A 21,227-nucleotide genomic window follows, 5' to 3' on the forward strand; every position below is an offset into this window, starting at 1 on the left:
CGATTGTGCACGGCAACAATAAATCCTAAGGTGAAGGTTGGTGTTCTTTTCATGAATCAGAAAACACTATCTCGTTTGCTGGCAGCCGTTACATTATCAACGGCGCTAGTCTACCCGCAAGCTGCAAGCGCAGCGGCTCCACCTCCGGCTTTGCATGACGACAATCCAAGTGGTCATTTTGGTGACTGGTACACAGGTGCGGTTCCTCCCAATGCATCCAAAGACAAGCCCGTGATCCTGTTTGTCCAAGGTCTGCACTCCACCTACAAAACCTGGTATACAACAGATGGATTTTATGATGCAGCCTATAACGCTGGGTATCGTACCGCATTTGTTCAACTGAAGGACGCGGATGGTACTGGTGGCAACATGTGGACAAACGGAGCTAAGCTCGCCGAAGTCATTAAAAAGGTTGCAGATTATTACGGTGTTTCCAAAATCAATATCATTGCACATTCCAAAGGTGGCATCGATACACAGACAGCACTCGTCCACTATGGCGCGCATCCGTATGTTAACGTTGTTCACCAGCTTTCCACGCCAAACAAAGGTTCAGAATTGGCTGACATGGCGTACAGCAATTGGGCGGGATGGCTCGCCGACATTCTTGGCAAAAAAGACGATGCGGTGTATTCCCTGCAAACGTCATATATGGCCAACTTCCGTGCGCAGACTGACAGCCGTAGCGAAATTAGTTCAACAAAGACATACATGGCAGCTGGAACAGGCGATGATGGCATGTTTAGTGCTACCTGGTTTGCTCATGCAGTTCTTCCCGGTGAAGATGATGGTGCTGTTTCCGTTGATTCTGCCTTTGGTTTAACTTATGGGATCAAGAGCTTTACAAAAGACATTTCCCACGGTCAAATAGCGAAAGCCTCACAAACATGGGATTTGGTTCAGCCGAAATTGCAAAAGGCGTCCATTCGTGAACGTGCAAATAAAGTAAGCAAAGACGACAAATCAAAATCAACTAATGTAGAAGAGAGCTCCGTCATTCTCCGTGGCGGCGAAGTAGAAGACAACGTCTCGGAAACATTTTTCCTGGAGAGCGGAATCAATCAGTTGAATCTGGATACGATGACTTCGTCGGAAGACACCGTTGTGACGCTGATCAGTCCGTCTGGCAAAGAGTATGAAGCGGACCTCAGTGAAAAAAGCAAATCGGAGGATGAACCCGAGATATTCCAAGGTGCTGTTCATCACTTCATTGAAGTAGAGGAGCCTGAAGCAGGCGAATGGACACTTGAAGTGGAGGGCTCTGACGACGCCTTTTTCATGGTTGCTTCGGTGGAAGGCGGAGAAGAAGCGAAAGTAAAGGCGAGCAAGAAGGTATTCAAGAAAGGCGACAAAGCGAAGATTTCCGTCGACCTGGGCAAAAACGAAATTGATCAATCGTTACTGGAAAAAGCAAACCTGACTCGTTCGCTGAACGGCGAAAAAGCAAGCGTCATTGATGAAGTGAAGTTTGCCGTAAAAGAAGATGAGCTTACTGGTAATTTTACCGTGCCGACTAAGCCAGGCGTTTATAATCTTTCCTTTGACGTAACCGGCATCAATGAGGATGGCGAACCGTTTACTCGCTCTATTAATTACAACTTTGCGGTAACAAATAGTGATGGAGAATTAGAAAAATAAGAGCAAACCATTTCACGGCCCTGAAAAAGGGTCGTTTTTTTCTGCATACAACCGCATCCCAAATGGAAATTTAGTATGGAAGAGGCAGGAAAGGGAGCGTGCATCCGTATGATTAGGCTGTTTCGATACTTAACGTCCTACAAATGGCCAATCGCAGCGATATTGGTGCTTGTATTCGTCCAATCGTTATCCGATCTGTACTTGCCAACATTAATGGCGGATATCGTTGATGTCGGGATTGTGCAGGGGGACACCTTCTTTATTTGGAAGGTTGGCGGTTTTATGCTGCTCGTTGCTGCTGGTGGGGGCTTTTGTGCCATTGGAGCCAGTTACTTCTCGTCCAAGGTTGCCATGAGCTTTGGTCGTGAGCTGCGTTCCAGGGTATTTAACCAAGTAGAACACTATTCCATGCAGGAGATCGACCTAATCGGTACAGCCTCGCTCATTACGAGAACAACGAACGATATTAACCAAGTACAGCAGGTTTTGATCATGATTTTGCGTATTATGGTGGCTGCTCCCATGATGTGTATTGGTGGAATTATCATGGCTTCATCTAAGGATGCCAAGCTGACGCTTGTTCTTGCAGTAGCTGTTCCCATTCTAGCTTTAGCCATTTTTCTGATCGCACGAAAGGGGATGCCTCTTTTCAAAGCCATGCAAAAGAAGCTGGACAAGCTGAATTTGGTCGTGAGGGAAGGCCTGACGGGAATTCGTGTGATCCGCTCGTTTAACCGCATGGATGTGGAGAAAAGGCGTTTTAACGAAGCGAATACCGATTTGACGCAGACAGCGATTAACGTGAATCGAATCATGGCTGCCTTGATGCCGATTATGATGTTGACTTTTAACTTGTCTGCCGTTGCCATTCTTTGGTTTGGTGGCATTCGTGTCAGTAATATGGACCTGCAAGTTGGTGATCTGATGGCATTCATCCAATATGCGACACAGATTATGTTCTCGTTGGTCATGCTGTCCATGATCTTCGTCATGGTTCCCCGCGCTTCTGCATCCGCTATCCGAATTAACGAAGTGTTGGATTTACATTCGACCATAAATGATCGCCCAGAGCCTGTGACGCGAACGAAAGCGACAACTTCAGGCACGGTGGAGTTTCAAGGTGTCACATTTTCTTACCCGGGTGCAGAGCATCCCGCATTGACCTCGATCACCTTTACAGCTCTTCCGGGGCAGACTACCGCGATTATCGGAGGGACAGGCTCTGGTAAATCGACGATACTCAATCTGGTTGAGCGCTTCTACGATGTGACTTCCGGAGCCATTCGGGTAGACGGCCTTGACATACGTGACCTGCCTCTAGAACAATTGCGAGCAAAAATTGGCTATGTCCCACAAAAAGTGCTGCTCTTTTCAGGCTCGATCGCCGACAATATTCGCTTCGGTAAAGAAGACGCGACAGATACCGAAATCGAGCACGCCGCCAAAATTGCGCAGGCGGGCGATTTTATTGCGAGTATGAAGGGCGGATACGAAGCACACATTTCCCAAGGTGGTACGAACGTCTCCGGTGGACAAAAACAGCGGTTATCGATTGCACGCGCAATTGTCCGTCAGCCGGCCATCTACATGTTTGATGACAGTTTTTCTGCGTTGGATTTCAAAACAGATGCGTTATTGCGAGCCGCATTAAAAGAAGAAATTGATAAGAACCAATCCACGTTAATCATCGTGGCTCAGCGGGTTAGCAGCGTGATGGACGCAGACCAGATTATTGTGCTGGATGAAGGCTCGATTGCGGGTATGGGGACACATGAAGAACTCATGAAAAACTGCGCAGTCTATCAGGAAATCGTGCGATCCCAACTGACAGAGGAGGAGATCGCATGAGTGAGCCGCGAGGAGGTAAGCAAGCGCCAAAGGGTGGCGGCCACATGGGTGGTCCGATGGGAATGGCGATGCCAGGAGCGAAAGCAAAGGACTTAAAAGGTGCACTCAAGCGCTTGATCGGCTACTTTCGGCCACACCGTGTACAGCTGATCATTGTGTTTCTGGCTGCCATTTTGAGTACGCTCTTTGCCATTGTTAGTCCGAAACTGATGGGGAAGGCCACGACGAGTCTTTTCGCAGGCATGATTGGTGTTATGCAGGGACAGCCAAAGGAAATCGTATTTGACTTTGCGTATATCGCAAATATCCTGCTCCTTTTGATCGGATTGTATGTCATCAGTGCGCTGTTTAGCTATTTACAGCAATATGTGATGGCAGGCGTTTCACAGAAAATCGTCTATGACATGCGTGAGCAGGTAAATGAGAAGTTGTCCCGTCTGCCGCTGAAATACTTTGATTCGAAAATGCATGGGGATATTTTGAGCCGTGTCACAAACGATATTGATAATATCAGCAACACGCTCCAGCAAAGCCTGACACAGCTCATCACTGCCATCGTGACGATCATTGGTGTCATCATTATGATGCTGACGATTAGCCCATTATTGACGCTCATTCTAATTTTGACATTGCCGCTCAGTGCCATTGCTACGAAACAGATCGCCTCGAAGTCACAAAAGCATTTCATCGGACAGCAGAGCTCGCTTGGTGAATTGAATGGGCATGTAGAAGAAATGTTTACGGGGCATCAGGTTGTAAAGGCGTTTGGATATGAGAAGAAGTCACAGCAGACATTTGATCAAATCAATGCAAAGCTGTACGAAGCCGGATGGCGGGCGCAATTTATTTCAGGGATTATCATGCCGGTAATGAGTTTCATCGGAAATATCGGATACGTGCTTGTCTGCATTGTCGGCGGGATTCTCGCTACGAACGGTTCAATTGAAATCGGGGATATCCAAGCATTTATCCAATATACTCGTCAGTTCACGATGCCAATTGCGCAAACAGCGAATATCGCCAACCTGATCCAGTCGACGATCGCTTCAGCGGAGCGGGTCTTTGAGGTTTTGGATGAAGAAGAGGAAGTACCTGAAAGCAAAGAGCCAGTCACGATCGCAGCGCCTAAAGGCAAAGTGGAATTTCAGCATGTCAAGTTTGGTTATAAAGAAGGGCATTTGCTGATGCAAGACATCAATCTCGTAGTAGAGCCTGGGCAAAAGATTGCGATCGTGGGCCCAACAGGTGCGGGTAAGACGACCATGATTAATTTGCTTATGCGCTTTTATGAGCTCAATGGCGGAGCGATTCTGATCGATGACGTCGATATTACACGCATGAAACGAAGCGATCTTCGCTCCCTGTTCGGCATGGTCTTGCAAGATACGTGGCTGTTTAACGGAACGATCCATAATAATTTGGCCTATGCACATCCTGACGCTTCCGATACGGATATCATTCGCGCAGCGAAGGCAGCTCGCGCCGATCACTTTATTCGTACGCTACCAGATGGGTACAAGACGGTGTTAAATGAAGAAGCCTCCAATATTTCCCAAGGACAAAAACAGCTGTTGACCATCGCTCGTGCTATTTTGGCAGACCCAACAATTCTGATTTTGGATGAAGCAACAAGCAGCGTTGATACACGTACCGAGGTGCATATCCAGGAAGCGATGAATGAGCTGATGAAGGGCCGTACCAGCTTTGTGATCGCACATCGACTGTCTACGATCAGAAATGCAGACTTGATCCTCGTCATGAACAAGGGAACGATCATTGAACAAGGAACACATGACGAGTTGATGGAGCAAGATGGTTTTTATGCGGATTTATACAACAGTCAGTTTGCAGAGTCCACATCAGCAGGCTAAAAACGTTACTTTACGCGAAACCGCCAAGTTAGGGCGGTTTTATTGTTGGGAGAGGAAATGGGCAAGATGGCACGGTAATTGCTTGTAAATAAATCAAGCAGGTAAACCAGTTCTATGAATACGAAAGCGAGGGAAGAGAATGGAATTCCAGACAAACATCGGTGTATCAAAATCAGACAAGATTTATGTTCATGGCTATGATTTGACAGAAGAATTAATTGGACAGATCACCTTGGCGGATATGGCATTCCTAGGGGCAGCCCACCGGAAGCCTACCCAAAATGAATCGAAAATGTTGAATGCGTGCATGGTTGCTATATGTGAACATGGATTTACGCCCAGCTCGATTTCCGCACGCTTGACCTATCTGGGAGCACCAGAAGCTGTGCAAGCTGCAGTCGCAGCGGGATTGTTGGGAGCGGGTTCAGTCTATCTAGGAGCTATGGAATACGTTGCCCAAATACTCCAAGAAGGGTTGCAGAAGTACGGTGCCGTTTGCGACAGGAAAGAGGTCGCCAAACGAATCCTGGAGGAGCGTGAAGAAAGAGGACTGCAAATGCCAGGGTTCGGGCGAGTGTCGTGAAATCATTTGCAGTCGCGGCGAGGGCCGTCGGACTGATTGCCCACATTGTGGAAGAAATCGAATCGGGCAGGAAAGATTGCATGGCACAGAAGCTATACGACTTTGTGGAGGAGAATACCCTCTACACTAATCGCATACCAGACGAAGTGAAGTAGTAAACCGACATCACAGTAAGAGGGGGAGCGGAAGACATGAACGTTACATTCAGCAGTGAAATAGAAGAGCTGCGCAAAGCTGTGCGGAGTTTTATCAGTGAGAAGGTCGACCCAGTCGCTGATCACATTGAACGCGAAGATCATATACCAGATCAAATCATGGAGATGTGTAAAGAATTAGGATTGTTTGGACTGAGCATCCCCGAACAATACGGCGGACTGGGTATTGATATGCTTGCAAAATGCGCTATTTTTGAAGAGATTGGGAAAACAAGCAATGGATTTACGACCGTCATTGGTTGCCATAATGGCATCGGTTCTGTAGGGATTGTCGAAATGGGCACTGAGGAGCAAAAACGAAAATATTTACCGCGCATGGCTACCGGTGAAATGATTGGTGCTTTCGCTTTAACAGAACCAAGTGCAGGATCAAATGCGACTAATTTAAAGACAAGGGCTGTACGAAAAGCAGACAAGTTCATCCTGAATGGCTCCAAACATTACATCACGAATGCGCCCATCGCTGGCATTTTTACGGTCATGGCTGTCACGGATCCGTCCATGGGAGCAAAAGGGATTACCTCCTTTTTAGTCGAAAAAGATTTCCCAGGCTTCCAGATCGGAAAAATAGAGGAAAAGATGGGCTTAAGGGGCTCCCACTCGGCTGAAATATTTTTTGAAGATTGCGAAGTGCCTGTAGAAAACGTCCTTGGCCATGAGGGAATGGGCTATACCAATGCTCTCAAAATCCTAGCGAATGGACGGGCGGGATTGGCAGCCAGAAATCTCGGTTCTTGCCAAAAACTACTGGATATGTCCATGAAATATGCGATGGAGCGCATCCAATTTGACAAGCCGATTTTTGAACAACAAATTATCCAGCACTACTTGGCAGAAATAGCACTGGACTGTGAAACACTGCGTGCGTTTACGCATCATGTCGCATCGCTCGTGGACCAAGGCAAGAATGTGATCAAAGAAGCCGCGATGGTGAAACTGTTTGCCTCCGAAGTCTATAACCGTGTGGCAGATAAAGCGGTACAAATCCATGGGGGGATCGGATATATCAAGGAATACCCAGTCGAGCGTTATTACCGGGATGCGAGAATTACCAAGATTTATGAAGGTACCTCGGAAATCCAGAAGAACATCATCGCAGGTCGTTTACGTAAGGAATACTCGTAATCAAGTGATAAGAACGAATGCTGGATTTGACTGCGCTTTGTTATTAATATTTTTTATTTTCAGAATTATATATTGTCGTTTTTTCATCTGCCGCTTATAATTCTACTAGCGCATGAACTTCACATCCTTATTTTTATGAAGTATATACTTCGGAATGAAACCTGAAATTGCTTTCCTGTTTGTAAGTAATGAACCTAAGGAGGCATGACATGAAGATGAATGAGTGGGAAGCGTCGTTTGAAGCATACGTTCAAAGGCTGATGGATGATTTTCAAGTTCCCGGTGCGATTATTGCTGTAGCCAAAGACGGAGAACTCACTTATGGAAAAGCGTTTGGTTATCGGGACCGCGAAAAGCAAGCTCCCATCGATCTGGATACGGTATTTGGGATCGGATCGATTACGAAATCGTTTACATGCATGGCGATCATGCAGCTTCAGGAAGAAGGAAAGCTTTCCGTGCATGATCCGGTTATCACCTATTTACCTGAGTTTCGCACACCGAACGAAGCACAAACGAAGAGCATCAGCATTCATCATTTCATGACACATACCCTCGGATTTCCACCACTTCCAGCTCTCGTTCCCGCAATGCTACCCAGTTTACAAGCCGATCCGACAGCAGAAGAATTACTCCAACATTTTGAAGCGCACTGTAAACACCCAATCGATACCTTCGAAGACCTCATGGCATATATAGAGAAGCTGCCCTTTGAATTGTTGGGACCTGCTGGGACAGAATTCAGCTATTCGAACGAAGCTTTTGGCTTGCTTGGGGCGATTATTGAGCGGGCCAGCGGCAAAACATACGAAGCCTATGTCCAAGAGCATATTTTACAGCCACTTGGTATGGAACGCACGGTTTTTCATGTGGAGGAATTAGGCGAGGACGACAATACTACCATGCTGTACACACCTCGAATGAATGATGGTGTTCGTGAAGTAGTACGTGCCCCTGGTTGGTGGGATGCTCCCTCCATGCGTGCAGCAGGCTTCCTCAAATCGTCCGCTCGTGACATGCTTCTGTATGCGGATGTTTATCGGACAGGCGGGCTTTCAAATGGAGCGAGAATCGTCTCGGAAGATAGCGCCTCACAAATGACTACCCCTCATGTCCGTATTGATTTGAGCCGCAGCTATGGTTACGGACTTGGCGTGTTTCCTTTTTCCGAAGAGTACACCTTACTTACCCATACTGGCGGCTTAAAAGGGATGACCGCGCAAATGTTCATCGTCCCAGAGGCGGGAGTAACTGGCATTCTTTTGACCAACATGGATGATGCCCCCATTTCCAATCTGACATTAGGTTTGTTGAACAGCATGTTCGGTCGCCCGCTCGAGACGCAGTTCGCCACGTTTTCCGAATGGGAAGTGCCGCTTGCTTACTTGCAGCAATGCCCCGGTACATATAAATCCGGAGAAGGTGACGTAGTAGAGATTAAATTCGATGAAACACAGAGACAGCTCGTACTCGTTTTAGGCAGTGATGTGTTCCCACTGCGTTCCGTTGGCGAAGATACGTTTTTGTTCACACGCCACAACATCGATTCACTCATCCGCTTTATTCGCCATCCAGACGGTGAGATCAAGCGCTTGGCGTTTGGGTCGCGCCAAATGTCGAAAGCAGTCTAATCTAAAATAGGGAGGCAGTTTCGCATGAAGGTGTTTATTTCGTTGGACATGGAAGGGATCTCTGGACTAAGCGAATGGGAGGATGTTATCCCCGGTCGCAGACATTACGAAGCGGGGAGAAGACTACTGACACAAGATGTAAATGCGGCGATTGAGGGTGCACTGGAAGCAGGAGCTACCGAAATTATCGTCAATGAGTCTCATGGACCGATGAACAATATCATTCTGGAAGAATTGCATCCCCAGGCAGATGTCATCCGTGGTTTTTTCAAGCCTCTCTGTATGATGCAGGGGATCGACAGTAGCTGCGATGCCGCATTTTTCATCGGTTATCATGGAAAAGCGGGAACAGGAGATGCGGTACTCAATCATACATTGTCTGGCCTAGCTATCCATCGGCTGATCTTAAATGGCAAAGAGGTGGGCGAAGCAGGTTTAAATGCAGCAATCGCGGGAGCCTTTGGTGTCCCTGTCGTACTCGTTACCGGAGATTCCCAGACGGCCAAAGAGGTCGAAGAAGATATCCCTGGAGTCTTTACGGTCGCTGTGAAAACAGGGATAACGGGACTCTCGTCGCAAGCGATGCATCCCGTTCGTGCGAGAGAGCTAATCCGTCAGCAAGCAAAAGAAGCATTGCTCCATCGCAGTACAGTTAAACCGCTCGAGCAAAGAGCAGAGAATACGATAGAAGTCGAGTTTACGAAATCACAATTTGCCACAGCAGTCAGCTGGATGCCAGGAATTGAACTCATTGAAGGACGAACGGTACGCTTCCATTCGGCTGATCTTGTTAGCATGATGCCCGTCTTGCAAGCCATGCTGTTGATAACCGGGCAAGTGAATCAGATGATTACTGGTTAAGTAAACCAAAAATGCAGCCCCCTTATCACGAGGATCGCTGCATTTTTTTCGTTTTAGTTCAGTGGCTTATGGCTTTTCAAATACGCAAGGGCATTATATATCATTTCGGCTGCTTCTTCACGCGTGACGGGCTTTTGCGGATGGAGCTTGTTTTCCTTGTCCAATTCGATAATATCTCTTGCCAAAGCTCGTTGAATGGAGCCTTGGTAATCCACGGTGAGTTCATGGTCATCTCGGATTTCTACTGGTACTAGTTTGATCATCGGAAGATTGCCCTTGGTCTCCATGATTCTCATTAACTGGTGAATGAACTGCTCTTTGGTCCATTTAGCATTCGGATCGAGATCAGCTGGTAACTCCAAACCGTTCGCAGCCGCTATGATCAGACTCTCTGCATACCAAGCATCGTTATCTGCTTTGGAAAAAAAGTCAGTAGCTTGTGGAGCCTTTACAAAACGGATCTCTGCCAGACTCAAATCAAAGGCATTTACAATCAGTTGAATACCTTGAGCAGCCGTTATCGTTTCGTTAGGTGCAAATTTGCTATCCTCTACGCCTTTTATCACACCTTGTTGCTGTAAGGCAAGAATTTTATCTTTCGCTCCCGATTGGGCAAGATCCGTAAAAGGAGTCGTTGCAGCAAAGCTTGGTTGGGCGAATGATACAGTTAAAACAGCAAGGATGGAAAGAGACATCATATTTGTTCTGATATTCATGGTAGCCACCTCGTCAATTTTTGAAGTTTCACTCCATTTGACGAGGAACAAATGATAACGTTTCAGCTTTCTTTCGTACTCCTATCAATTTACAAAGAACCACTGCGAAAATTTTCTGTTTGTTTACAACAAAATGATTTAAGAAAAATTTTATCTTTTGCCCACGATTTCATTTATCATTGCCTAATATCATCATATTGAAAAAGAATAACGTGTGTTTGAAACATGGAGGAAATGGAAATGAAAAAGCGATTTCTCTTACTAAGTATCCTTTTATTGCTACTGGCCTATTCATTTTTGCAACCTCTTGTAGAGGATGTATGGCAAAAACAGCCGAATGCTACAGCTTTCCCGAAATACAAAGAGATTCGCGTTGAACAAGACCAGATTTATCAGGGCGATCTGTTATTGGTCAACAAGAAGCATCCGATCCATTCAGAGGCGGTGCCATCCGATGTGATCCATCTGTCTTCGCACAAATATTTAGTGGAGGGCTATCGCTTGCAAGACAATTCCATTGAATTGTCTGAGAACGCAGCGGAGGCGTTCAACGAGATGGTCCATGCAGCAAGCAGTGATAATGTAGCGCATTTTATGATCAAAAGAGGCTATCGAAGTTTGGAAAAACCGGGAAAACTGGCTGATGAGAAGGGACATGAAGACGAAGCATTGCCAGATTATTTTAGCGAACATTATCTGGGCACAGCTTTGGACGTTGCATCCACACAAATGAAAATCGACCAATCCCCAGAAGGGAAGTGGCTACAAGAAAACGCTTGGAAATACGGGTTCATTCTTCGCTATCCAAAGGAAAAAGTCTCAATCACTGGCATCCCTTACAATCCTATGCATTACCGATTTGTAGGTTTGCCGCACAGCGCCATTATGCAAGAGCGTCAATTATCCTTGGAGGAGTACGTGAATTACTTGCGAGAGGCAAAGGAAATGTCAGGGACGATAAATGGTGGCGACTACAAAATTTATTATTATCCAGTGGCGACTACCATCATGATTCAAGTACCTACCAATGGGAAGTATGTGCTTTCTGGTGACAATCAGGGAGGTGTCATTGTGACAGAGTTTTTGTAGTTTGCAGAGAGCGAATCAGGCCGCTAGTTTTGAAGAGATATGAAAAAAGACTGCTGAAGCTCTCAGCAGCCTTTTTTGTTGCGCCCAAGAAGATGATTAAATTACACGTCTTCCAAGCTCAAAGCGTTTTTCCCAGGAAGTCCCTTTGAATTTGGTTGTCGTAACTCCCGGCTTACCGTACGTATGCAGCAGCTTATTGTCTCCAGCGTAAATGGCAACATGGGTAATCCGAGAAGACGAGCTGCCGTAGCTGCGGAAGAAAACGAGATCTCCTTTTTTCAGTTGACCCTTCGAGACTTTTTGACCGACTTTGGACTGTTGACGTGAGTCTCGCGGCAGACTTACTCCGACCTCTTTAAACACTCGCTGTGTAAAGGAAGAGCAATCAAATGTACGCGTCGTTTTTTTGCTAGAACCAAATTTATAAGGTACGCCTTTATACTTCAATCCTTCTGAAATGACCTGATCGGCAATGTCGGAAGAGGAAGCCGATTTACTATCTATCTGTTTATTCTGACTACCATCATTAGTACTTTCCTCATTGGCTGTCATGTCATTATTCGTACCATCTTGCACCATTTGATCAAATTGTTCAAAAACAGCCTGTTCATTGCCCTGATCTGCAACGGATTCTTCGATATTCTGTTGCAGGCTCTGATCATTCTTATGCTGATCCTGCTGTTTATCCTGATTATGAGTAGTTGTGGAGGTGAGACTAGTCTCAGAAGCCGCGTAGGCTTGTCCGTTCATGAGAAGAGAAGTTCCCATTAAAATAGCTACGACCGTAGTAGTTGTACCTTTCCAGTTTCGCTTTGTCATGATGTTCCTCCTTCTGAATCGTTGATGTTGTTGTGTGTTTCTCATCCACGCTCTTATCGTACAGGACAAAACTAAGATTCCCGGTAGAATTTCATGAGAGTTTTCTGAGAAAACTGTTGGTAAGATATTCAAACGGAGATGATATGCATGCCTACGCCAGATGGAAAAGGCTATTTGCTGCTCGTGGAAGATGAGCATAACTTGGCAAGATACTTACAGTTGGAGTTGGAGAATGAAGGATTTTCGACGGATATTGAATACGACGGGCTTTCCGGATTAGAAAAGGCACTAACGATTGAGTACGACCTCATCCTGCTGGATGTCATGCTGCCCGAATTATCGGGGATAGAATTATGCCGACGAATTCGGGAAACCAAAGATGTCCCCATTATCATGATCACGGCTCGTGGAGAGGTTCCGGATATCGTGACGGGATTAGACAGTGGGGCCAATGATTACCTGGCGAAGCCGTTTGCCATCGAGGAGTTATTTGCCCGGATTCGAGCCTTATTGCGTCAGCGGGAATCAAAAGCGAATCAAGAGATAGTGGTTGGCCGATTGCGTATCCAGCCCAACGCGCGGCGAGTGTTCCTCGATGAAGAGGAAATCATGTTGACACCACGCGAGTTTGATTTGCTTTATTATCTGGTTCAAAACAAGGAGCAAGCAGTCTCGCGAGAGCAAATTCTTACAGTCGTTTGGGGTTTTGACTTTATGGGGAATACCAACATCGTGGATGTGTATATTCGGTATTTACGGAACAAGATTGAAAGTGATCCATCCGTCAAACTGATTCATACCGTGCGAGGAATTGGATATACACTACGAGATTAAAAGGAGAACGCAGTGCTTACACATCGCAGATACTCACTCAAATGGAGACTCACGCTGTTTTTTAGCTCTGGCATGCTGGTCTTGCTTCTCTTTTTGTCCATATTTATTTTTTTCAGCACCTCTAATCTCGTCCATCAACATGAGCAAAAATTACTCAATCAGAAGGCAACCGCCATCGCAGCCGATTTGAAAACGGAAATCACCGAAGAAGCATCGCTGACGATTACCTATTTGACGCGTTTGTTAACGAATTACGCTGACGTCAATCAATTCATAAACATTAGCGACCAAAACGGCAAGGAAATCGCTTCGATACAGGGAGCCAATTGGACAAAAGAGCCGGAAGACTATTATGTAAGAACCTTGGTCGCAAAAGAACCTGTGCAGCTGCCGTTCACATCCGAGCTTTTGTTTGTGCAAATATCTACTACGACAGAAGCGCTTGAATGGTATTTTTCCATCTTGCTCACGATTCTTTTTCTCTCTTCCTTTTTTACCTTGCTTCTTTCGGCGATTGGAGGCTATTGGTTGAGTAACTGGGGACTTAAGCCTCTCGATCATCTTATCCAGCAAATCCATTCCATTTTCCCTCAACGGCTCTCCCAACGAATTCACCATCATCGCGTAGAGACTGAAATCTACGAGCTGATCCATGCCTTTAATCTGTTGTTAGATCGTATGGAAGAAGCAATGGTCTATCAGCAACGATTCGTCACAGATGCATCTCACGAGTTGCGAACACCGCTCTCGATTATTGAAGGGTATGTAAATCTTCTGCAAAGATGGGGGCAGCACAAGCCAGAAGTAAGGGACGAAGCACTCGCAGCTGTTCAACAGGAGTGTAAACGACTTTTCAAACTCATTGATGACCTGTTGGCGCTAGCCAAATTGCAGCATACCTCTCAACTAGGATCAGCGAAAGTCGTTCAGCCATTGACCCCTCTGCTCCTTGAAGTAAAGCAAGCGTGGGTACCCATTTTCCCTCCACAAATTAAGCTACTTTTTGAATGGGAAGAAGCTCTTGTCCTTTTGATGGATCGGGAGCGGATTCGACAGTTATTGGACATTCTTTTGGACAATGCACGGAAATACACAGATGAAGGACAAGTGAAGGTACGAGCATATGGGGATGAAGAAGTTGTGCATATTGTGGTAGAGGATACAGGGATCGGTATTCAAGCAAAAGAGATTCCCCACCTTTTTAAGCGATTTTATCGCGTGGACAAATCCCGCACGCGAAAAAGGGGAGGTAGCGGGATCGGTCTGGCCATCGCCCAAGCGATTGTCGCAGATCACGAGGGTAGCATTTCTATTGCTCCTTCCACGGAAAGAGGCTTGATTGTTCATGTTATGTTGAAAAAAGCGGGAATGGATTGACGACACGAATGATTAACCATGGGGCTCTGTGAGCTTTTTCCAAAAAACAGGTCAGAGCGGGCGTGCATTCCAGAGCCTTCGTTTCTCAAGGGTTTTCAGCATCCCCAGTATGTCATTATGATCAAAGACATCACTTTGGATGACTATTTGAATCAAAATACTCAGAGTCGTTCCTTTGAATTATTAGTTCCACCTATCGGGCTTTTTGATAATCGGGATCAGCAAAAAGTCCTTGAATTACTTTCTTTTACAAATGTAGCTCTTCCTGTTTTGGTTTGTTCAGATGACATGGATTTCTCTTGTACAGTTGTCACTAGGAATGTAGAGGAGGCGAAGGATTGCATCAGAATTTGTGAAGCGTTCAAAGGCTTCATTCATCGTGATTCCCTATGATAATCATAGGGAATTTGTAATTGTTCCGAAAGATGGTCGCACCTATAATCAAATACGTAGCAATGCTACATAAAATCGATAGGAGCTGATTCCAAATGTTAAAAGCTATTTTTTATCACGCAGGTTGCCCAGTATGTGTTGATGCGGAGCAAGTCGTCCTTGATTACCTGGATCAAACAAAGATCGATATCGAAATTGTCCACCTTGGTACAGAGCGGAATCGTATTGAGGAAGCAGAGAAGGCTGGTATTCAATCAGTACCTGCTCTCGTGATTGGCGGAAACGTCTACCACATTAACTTTGGGGCAAGCTTGGAAGATGTGAAAAAAGGCTAAATGAGAAAAGGAGGTGCTTTATAGGCGCCTCCTTTTTCCTATGCTTTTACACGACCATGTTTGGCATTTACAATGGATAGAAGAATGGAACATGGAAGGTAAGATAAGCTCATGATGTTTGATCCCCAACAACGTAAGGAAAATCGCTCAGCTCGTATCATGATGGCGCTATTTCGTATGTCCCAGGCGATAAAAAAGGTGACCCAGGCAGAGAGTGATGAACAGGGATTGTCACCCGTACAAATTCAGGCGTTACTGTTCACTTTGTACACGAGAAGCGACGTGGCTTCCATTGGTAACTTTGCCAAGGCAATCGGAACGACGCATGTGACAGCCGTAAAGATTATCAATGGACTCGTAACGAAAGGACACATGACGAAAGTACCTAAAAAAGAAGATCGACGAGTGACCCTGCTTCAACTGACTGCAAAAGGGGACGAAGCTGCATCGAATCTTGAAAAATGGGGGCATACACTGGAGGAAGCCCTTCATTCTATTCCAGATGAGATACTGGAAGATTTCGAGATCGGGCTCGGCTCCGTGATAACAGCGATGCAAAGACGTGGTCATTTGGTTGTAGCGGAGCCCTGTTTAGGCTGCATTCATTTTCGGCCAAATACAGGTGATTCCCATACACCTCATTATTGCTCGTTCATTGAAAAGTATCTCACGCATGAAGCATCCTTGAAAGAATGCCCCGAGCATATTTCCACCGGGAATGACTAAATAATGATAGGCAATACCTATCGAAATGATAACAACGCTGCTATTGAACAATGATTTGCCTCGTCATAAACTGATCTTGACTCTCGCATCATCGAACATCATCGCGTTTTACCGTGGCAATTAACTGCTCCATAAAGACTCGGCTTGCTGCACACAAATACTTGTTTTTCCGGTATACGATACCGATTTGCGCCGTGATAGTGGGCTGTTGGATCGGAATCGTGCGAATCCGTTTATCATCGATATAGTCGAGGTAGCCTTTCGAAAGTACCGTGACACCGACACCTTGTCCGACCATATTCGTAATCGATTCCATTGTGGTCATCTCCAAAACAGGTTGTGCCGAGAAGCCCAGCTCCTGACACTTTTCATCAATCAACTGACGCAAAAAGTACGTGTTGGGCAATAAAATGGAGGGGGTTTCTTTCAAAATCGCAAGTGAAACAAACGGTTCCTTCGCGATCGGATGATCCACCGGTACTCCTAATGCCAGATTTTCTGTATAGAGCGGAATGGTTTCCAGGTCGTCATGCTCCATAGGCAAAAAAACAATACCGAGATCGAGTTCGTTTTTCAGAAGTCCTTCGTAAATATCACCGGTTCTCAACCCGAAAATAGACAATTCAACCTTCGGATAACGCTGGTGAAACTCGATAACAGTAGGCGGGAGCAAGTAATTGACTACCGTTAGCAGTACGCCAATTTTTAATGCGCCTCTGCTTAAGCCTTGCAGCTCACTAATCGCTGCACGTGCCTGTGACAACTCATGAAACACATTATAGCTATGGTGAAGCAATGTTTTTCCTGCTTCCGTCATAACCGTTCGTTTGCCGACGCGATCAAACAAGGGCATACCGATTTCATGCTCAAGCAGACGGATTTGCTGACTGAGTGAAGGCTGCGCAATACCCAATTTCTCGGCTGCGCGAGTAAAATTCAACTCCTGGCACAGTGCCATAAAGTACTCTAATTGCTTGAGCTCCAACGACCATCCCTCCGGATATTTATGCTCGAACAATAGGTTTTTCCTATCATTATAGAACAAATTATTATGAATTTGTATGAATGTAGTGCGCATTGCGCATTTCCATAAAAGAATGAGGTGATCGTTTGTGAATATCGAAATCATTTCACTGAATGTAGGTAAACCCAAACAAGTACAGTATCAAAACAAAGAGGTTTCTACCGGAATCTTCAAAAGCCCTGCAACAAAAGCTCTTTATCTATCCTTTTTAAATTTCGAGGGAGATGGACAGGCAGATCTGGTCCACCACGGGGGCAAGGAGAAGGCTGTATGCGTCTATCCGTATGAACACTACCCATTCTGGGAAGCTGAATTACAGAGAGAGCTGGCAATCGGTGCCTTCGGAGAAAATCTGACGATTCGGGGATTAGTTGAGACGGACGTATGCATCGGTGATACCTTTCAGCTAGGGGAAGCAATCGTACAGGTTAGTCAACCGAGACAACCCTGTTACAAATTGTCTGTGCGTTACGGTGTACCTGAAATGTTGGTTAAGGTCCAAGAGACCGGCTATACTGGCTTTTATTTTCGCGTGCTAAAAGAAGGGCTTGTATCTCATACGGATGGATTGATCAGACTCTCTTGTCATCCAAGAGCGATAACGGTCTCCTATGCAAACCGAATCATGCATCAAGAGAAAGACAATATCGATGGCATGAAAAAACTGTTGGAAGTAGAGGAGCTGTCCTCAAATTGGCGAGCGACCTTTACCAAACGATTATCCGGCGTAGAAATTGATACCCGTGAAAGGATGACCGGCAACCAATCATAACTACAGGTATATAAATATTTGCTCTTCAGAATAGTTACCTGTCATTAGGTAGCCACATAGGCTAAAGGGTAAATCCTTTACACTGGAGAGGAGAATGAGATGTACAACAACTCTTACCATTACTATCAATGGTATTATCCTGTTCTTGCCGGCTGGAATAACAACCATTTTCACTATGGTTGGAGTCCTCATTATTACAGCTGGAGCCATGCGAATGGGAATAGATACTGGAATCGTGATCAGAATACTATCGAATTGAGAGATTATGGACCAAAACCATTTGTCGTGAATATTGAGCAAGCGACAAAGCAAAACAACACATTCCGTACGGCATTATGGACAGGGAAGCACCTGCAGGTGACGCTGATGAGTATAAATGTTGGAGACGACATCGGTTTAGAAAATCATCCGAATACGGATCAATTCATCCGAGTAGAAGAAGGTCAAGGACTTGTTCGGATGGGGGATAGACAAGATCATTTAGATTTTGAACAAAGAGTAAATGATAACGATGCGATCATGGTCCCTGCGGGCAAATGGCACAATGTGATCAATACGGGTAATACGCCGCTTAAAGTATATTCCATCTACGCGCCACCTCATCATCCATTTGGCACCGTTCATGAGACGAAAGCCAGTGCCATGGCTTCTGAGCATAGCCCTCAATAAGGAATCGAATCGTTAGGAAATGGTGCCAGACATCACAGAAACCACCTCTAGAAATGGTCAGGTGGTTTTTCTGTTTGGACTCCAGCTTGTCTTACATAATCCGACCTGTATCCACTTTGAGGCAACGACTCAAAAAGATAGGGGAAGGTATGGCGAGCACGCTTTACCAAATGATCAATGAATCGAGCTTTTTCTTATTCCCTGGTCTAGAACTGGAATATATACAGCAATTTTTTATCATTGGATACGGTTTTTTTACCCTTGCTGGTGACATTTCGCTCCATTACGCTAAGAATGTACAAATCATTCTGTTTTATAAATCGCAATATTTTGCATTGCAAATCCGATAGGAGGGTAGTCATGCCCAAAATCACTTTTTTAGGAGCGGGAAGTACTGTATTTGCCAAGAATGTGTTAGGAGACTGCATGCATGTTTCTGCGTTAGAAGGTTCAGAGTTTGCTCTGTATGATATTGATCCCCAAAGGCTCAAAGACTCTGAGAGTATGTTGAACAATTTGAAGGAAAGTACAGGTAGAAGGGTGACGGTCAAAGCCTATACCGACCGAAAGGAAGCATTGCGTGGAGCAAAATACGTAATAAACGCCGTACAGATCGGTGGTTATGACCCCTGTACCATTACCGACTTCGAAATCCCCAAACGTTATGGTCTACAGCAAACGATCGCAGACACCGTGGGTATAGGTGGTATATTCAGAAATTTAAGAACAATCCCGGTATTACTTGATTTTGCACGTGATATAGAGGAAGTTTGCCCGAATGCCTGGTTTCTCAACTATACGAATCCCATGGCTGCTTTGACGGGTACGTTGCTTCGTTTTGGCGGGATCAAAGCAGTCGGTCTTTGCCATAGTGTCCAAGTATGCGCGCCTTATTTGCTAAAGTCTCTTGGAATGGAGACAGACCATCTTCAATATAAAATTGCGGGGATCAACCATATGGCATGGTTGCTGGGGATCACACGAGATGGGGTAGACCTGTATCCAGAGATAAAACGGCGTGCAGCGGAAAAACAAAAGGCGGGACACGATGATATGGTTCGATTTGAGCTCATGCTTCGCTTTGGTTACTATGTGACAGAATCCTCCGAACATAATGCGGAGTACCACCCTTACTTTATTAAAGGCAGATATCCAGAGCTGATCGAACGCTTTCATATTCCATTGGACGAATATCCGAGACGCTGCGTAGAACAAATAAACAAATGGGCAGCCATGCGGGAAGACTTGGTGAACAACAAGCAAATCAGTCATACTCGCACCCTAGAATACGCATCTTACATCATGGAAGCAATGGAAACCAACACGCCATTTACGATTGGTGGTAATGTTTTGAATACTGGGGGACTCATTAGCAATCTTCCGGAAAAGGCTTGTGTAGAAGTACCTTGCCTGGTAGATCGAAACGGTGTTACCCCCACGTATGTTGGGGAACTTCCTGAGCAGTTGGCCGCTCTCAATCGCACGAATATTAATACGCAACTTCTAACTATCGAAGCAGCGATCACAAGGAAAAAGGAGAACATTTACCATGCGGCACTGCTCGATCCTCACACAGCTTCAGAATTATCCATCGATGACATTGTGTCTTTATGTGATGATTTAATCGAAGCCCACGGAGATTGGCTCCCGCAATTTTCATAACGAGGCAAATACAACCCGACAGCTTTCTTGTCGGGTTTCTTCCTGTTCTCTTACTCGATCAGAATATGTGCGGTCGGCAAGGTGTTTTTGCATTCTCGAAATTGACCGGGGGATGTCCCAATGAGCTTTTTGAACACTTTGTTGAAATAGTTGGCATTTGCGTATCCGATTGCTAGAGCAATGTCATTGACGGAGAGGTTCGTTTGGGTTAGCAAATCCATTGCTTTTTCAATCCGAAGCTTGGTGATGTATTGGAGGGGAGTCGTATTCAAATATTCGCGAAACAGATTGATGAGGTAGTATCTGGATAATCCTGCCGCGTTAGCGATATCTTCCAGCGATATGGTTTCCTTGTAATGAGCTTGGATAAAACAAACGGCTTCCGAAATCCGATCCGGTACCTGCTTGCTCGGATTATCTATGTTTTTCATAAACCGATAGCACTCCATCACGAACTCGTACGCTTTTGCTGAAGAACAGTAAAGATCAGTCACTCGTTTTTCACAAACTTCCTGATAAATCTTGAGCAAAAGCTGGATGAGCTTCGCTTCTGGTGGAATCGTTAAGACAGGCCCCCCGTTCGCTTGTATGTACTTCCAGCATTCAGTAGCTTGGCTGCCAACAAGCGTGATGTAAACAAATTCCCAGTGATCACTTTCTCCGGAAAAATAGTACCGATGACAGCTAGGTATTTCCACCACAAAGGTTTTTCCTGCCCGTAATGGGTATGATTTTTCCCCGATATCCAGGCGTCCGCTCCCCGAAATGGTGTATTGAAAGACATATGTCCCGACATCGCTTCGATTTAAGCCATCCCAATCGTAACTGGCAGAAGTCTGCCTTTGCCATCCAATCGACCATATATTCGCTGTTTCATTTCGAGAATCGTCCTGAAAACGAAATCCGTAGCTTCCATAGTTGTTTTTCTTACTGATTAAATACAACAATATATTACCCTCCGATCGCACTTTATTACGATTGATAGCCGCTGGAGCTGGATTTAATATAAAACTAACACATTTTATCAGAAAATTCACTA

20 protein-coding genes are annotated in these 21,227 nt (G+C 45.4%); 16 read left to right on the forward strand and 4 right to left on the reverse strand.

Annotated elements, in window-relative coordinates; translation table 11 throughout:
- Positions 1–51 precede the first annotated feature (51 nt).
- From PMI05_RS12295 to PMI05_RS12325, 8 genes are all read left to right on the forward strand, one after another.
- The gene (locus tag PMI05_RS12295; protein ID WP_007721735.1) at positions 52–1,638 is read left to right on the forward strand and encodes a hypothetical protein; all 1,587 of its coding nucleotides are present in this window, start codon (positions 52–54) and stop codon (positions 1,636–1,638) included.
- 108 nt (positions 1,639–1,746) lie between these two features.
- Entirely contained in the window at positions 1,747–3,486 is a 1,740-nt protein-coding gene (locus tag PMI05_RS12300) for an ABC transporter ATP-binding protein (RefSeq protein ID WP_007721737.1), read from the forward strand.
- Positions 3,483–5,357, forward strand: coding sequence for an ABC transporter ATP-binding protein (locus tag PMI05_RS12305; RefSeq protein WP_007721738.1), 1,875 nt, complete (start codon positions 3,483–3,485; stop codon positions 5,355–5,357). The genes PMI05_RS12300 and PMI05_RS12305 overlap by 4 nt, the downstream gene beginning before the upstream one ends.
- Positions 5,358–5,496: 139 nt before the next feature.
- Positions 5,497–5,940 carry a citrate/2-methylcitrate synthase gene (locus tag PMI05_RS12310; RefSeq protein ID WP_007721739.1) on the forward strand — a complete coding sequence of 148 codons (444 nt, stop codon included), beginning with the start codon at positions 5,497–5,499 and terminating at the stop codon, positions 5,938–5,940.
- Positions 5,937–6,095 carry a hypothetical protein gene (locus PMI05_RS31355; protein ID WP_007721740.1) on the forward strand — a complete coding sequence of 53 codons (159 nt, stop codon included), beginning with the start codon at positions 5,937–5,939 and terminating at the stop codon, positions 6,093–6,095. The genes PMI05_RS12310 and PMI05_RS31355 overlap by 4 nt, the downstream gene beginning before the upstream one ends.
- Before the next feature lie 36 nt (positions 6,096–6,131).
- On the forward strand, positions 6,132–7,280 hold the full coding sequence (locus PMI05_RS12315) for an acyl-CoA dehydrogenase family protein (protein WP_007721741.1): 1,149 nt from the start codon (positions 6,132–6,134) through the stop codon (positions 7,278–7,280).
- Between the two features lie 209 nt (positions 7,281–7,489).
- On the forward strand, positions 7,490–8,911 hold the full coding sequence (locus PMI05_RS12320; RefSeq protein WP_007721742.1) for a serine hydrolase: 1,422 nt from the start codon (positions 7,490–7,492) through the stop codon (positions 8,909–8,911).
- Between the two features lie 24 nt (positions 8,912–8,935).
- Complete coding sequence (locus tag PMI05_RS12325) at positions 8,936–9,772, forward strand: M55 family metallopeptidase (RefSeq protein WP_007721744.1); 837 nt, start codon at positions 8,936–8,938, stop codon at positions 9,770–9,772.
- A gap of 53 nt (positions 9,773–9,825) precedes the next feature.
- Here the strand turns inward: PMI05_RS12325 and PMI05_RS12330 are convergent, their stop codons facing one another.
- Complete coding sequence (locus tag PMI05_RS12330; RefSeq protein ID WP_007721746.1) at positions 9,826–10,488, reverse strand: S-layer homology domain-containing protein; 663 nt, start codon at positions 10,486–10,488, stop codon at positions 9,826–9,828.
- 240 nt (positions 10,489–10,728) lie between these two features.
- On the opposite strand from PMI05_RS12330, the gene PMI05_RS12335 reads away from it, so the two are divergent.
- Complete coding sequence (locus PMI05_RS12335; protein WP_007721748.1) at positions 10,729–11,577, forward strand: D-Ala-D-Ala carboxypeptidase VanY; 849 nt, start codon at positions 10,729–10,731, stop codon at positions 11,575–11,577.
- 96 nt (positions 11,578–11,673) lie between these two features.
- Here the strand turns inward: PMI05_RS12335 and PMI05_RS12340 are convergent, their stop codons facing one another.
- Positions 11,674–12,396 carry a C40 family peptidase gene (locus tag PMI05_RS12340; RefSeq protein ID WP_007721749.1) on the reverse strand — a complete coding sequence of 241 codons (723 nt, stop codon included), beginning with the start codon at positions 12,394–12,396 and terminating at the stop codon, positions 11,674–11,676.
- A 147-nt stretch (positions 12,397–12,543) separates the two neighbouring features.
- On the opposite strand from PMI05_RS12340, the gene PMI05_RS12345 reads away from it, so the two are divergent.
- From PMI05_RS12345 to PMI05_RS12365, 4 genes are all read left to right on the forward strand, one after another.
- On the forward strand, positions 12,544–13,230 hold the full coding sequence (locus tag PMI05_RS12345; RefSeq protein WP_007721751.1) for a response regulator transcription factor: 687 nt from the start codon (positions 12,544–12,546) through the stop codon (positions 13,228–13,230).
- A 12-nt stretch (positions 13,231–13,242) separates the two neighbouring features.
- Complete coding sequence (locus PMI05_RS12350) at positions 13,243–14,607, forward strand: ATP-binding protein (RefSeq protein WP_007721753.1); 1,365 nt, start codon at positions 13,243–13,245, stop codon at positions 14,605–14,607.
- Between the two features lie 488 nt (positions 14,608–15,095).
- The gene (locus PMI05_RS12360) at positions 15,096–15,335 is read left to right on the forward strand and encodes a thioredoxin family protein (RefSeq protein WP_007721758.1); all 240 of its coding nucleotides are present in this window, start codon (positions 15,096–15,098) and stop codon (positions 15,333–15,335) included.
- A gap of 111 nt (positions 15,336–15,446) precedes the next feature.
- Entirely contained in the window at positions 15,447–16,061 is a 615-nt protein-coding gene (locus PMI05_RS12365) for a MarR family winged helix-turn-helix transcriptional regulator (RefSeq protein ID WP_007721760.1), read from the forward strand.
- 88 nt (positions 16,062–16,149) lie between these two features.
- Here PMI05_RS12365 and PMI05_RS12370 read toward each other — a convergent pair whose 3' ends face one another.
- Positions 16,150–17,046: a LysR family transcriptional regulator gene (locus PMI05_RS12370; RefSeq protein ID WP_007721763.1), complete on the reverse strand. Its 897-nt coding sequence runs from the start codon at positions 17,044–17,046 to the stop codon at positions 16,150–16,152.
- 127 nt (positions 17,047–17,173) lie between these two features.
- Here PMI05_RS12370 and PMI05_RS12375 point away from each other — a divergent pair, with 127 nt between their 5' ends.
- The 3 genes from PMI05_RS12375 to PMI05_RS12390 all read left to right on the forward strand — a co-directional run bounded on the left by PMI05_RS12375 (position 17,174) and on the right by PMI05_RS12390 (position 20,188).
- Positions 17,174–17,857, forward strand: a complete 684-nt coding sequence (locus PMI05_RS12375) for an MOSC domain-containing protein (RefSeq protein WP_007721765.1) — start codon at positions 17,174–17,176, stop codon at positions 17,855–17,857.
- Positions 17,858–17,956: 99 nt separating this feature from the next.
- Positions 17,957–18,526, forward strand: a complete 570-nt coding sequence (locus tag PMI05_RS12380) for a cupin domain-containing protein (protein ID WP_007721767.1) — start codon at positions 17,957–17,959, stop codon at positions 18,524–18,526.
- A gap of 360 nt (positions 18,527–18,886) precedes the next feature.
- Complete coding sequence (locus PMI05_RS12390; RefSeq protein WP_007721771.1) at positions 18,887–20,188, forward strand: alpha-glucosidase/alpha-galactosidase; 1,302 nt, start codon at positions 18,887–18,889, stop codon at positions 20,186–20,188.
- 50 nt (positions 20,189–20,238) lie between these two features.
- On the opposite strand, the gene PMI05_RS12395 is transcribed toward PMI05_RS12390, so the two are convergent.
- Positions 20,239–21,135, reverse strand: coding sequence for an AraC family transcriptional regulator (locus PMI05_RS12395; protein WP_007721774.1), 897 nt, complete (start codon positions 21,133–21,135; stop codon positions 20,239–20,241).
- Positions 21,136–21,227: the final 92 nt, after the last annotated feature.

It is taken from the genome of Brevibacillus sp. BC25 (assembly GCF_000282075.1).
Lineage (GTDB): Bacteria > Bacillota > Bacilli > Brevibacillales > Brevibacillaceae > Brevibacillus.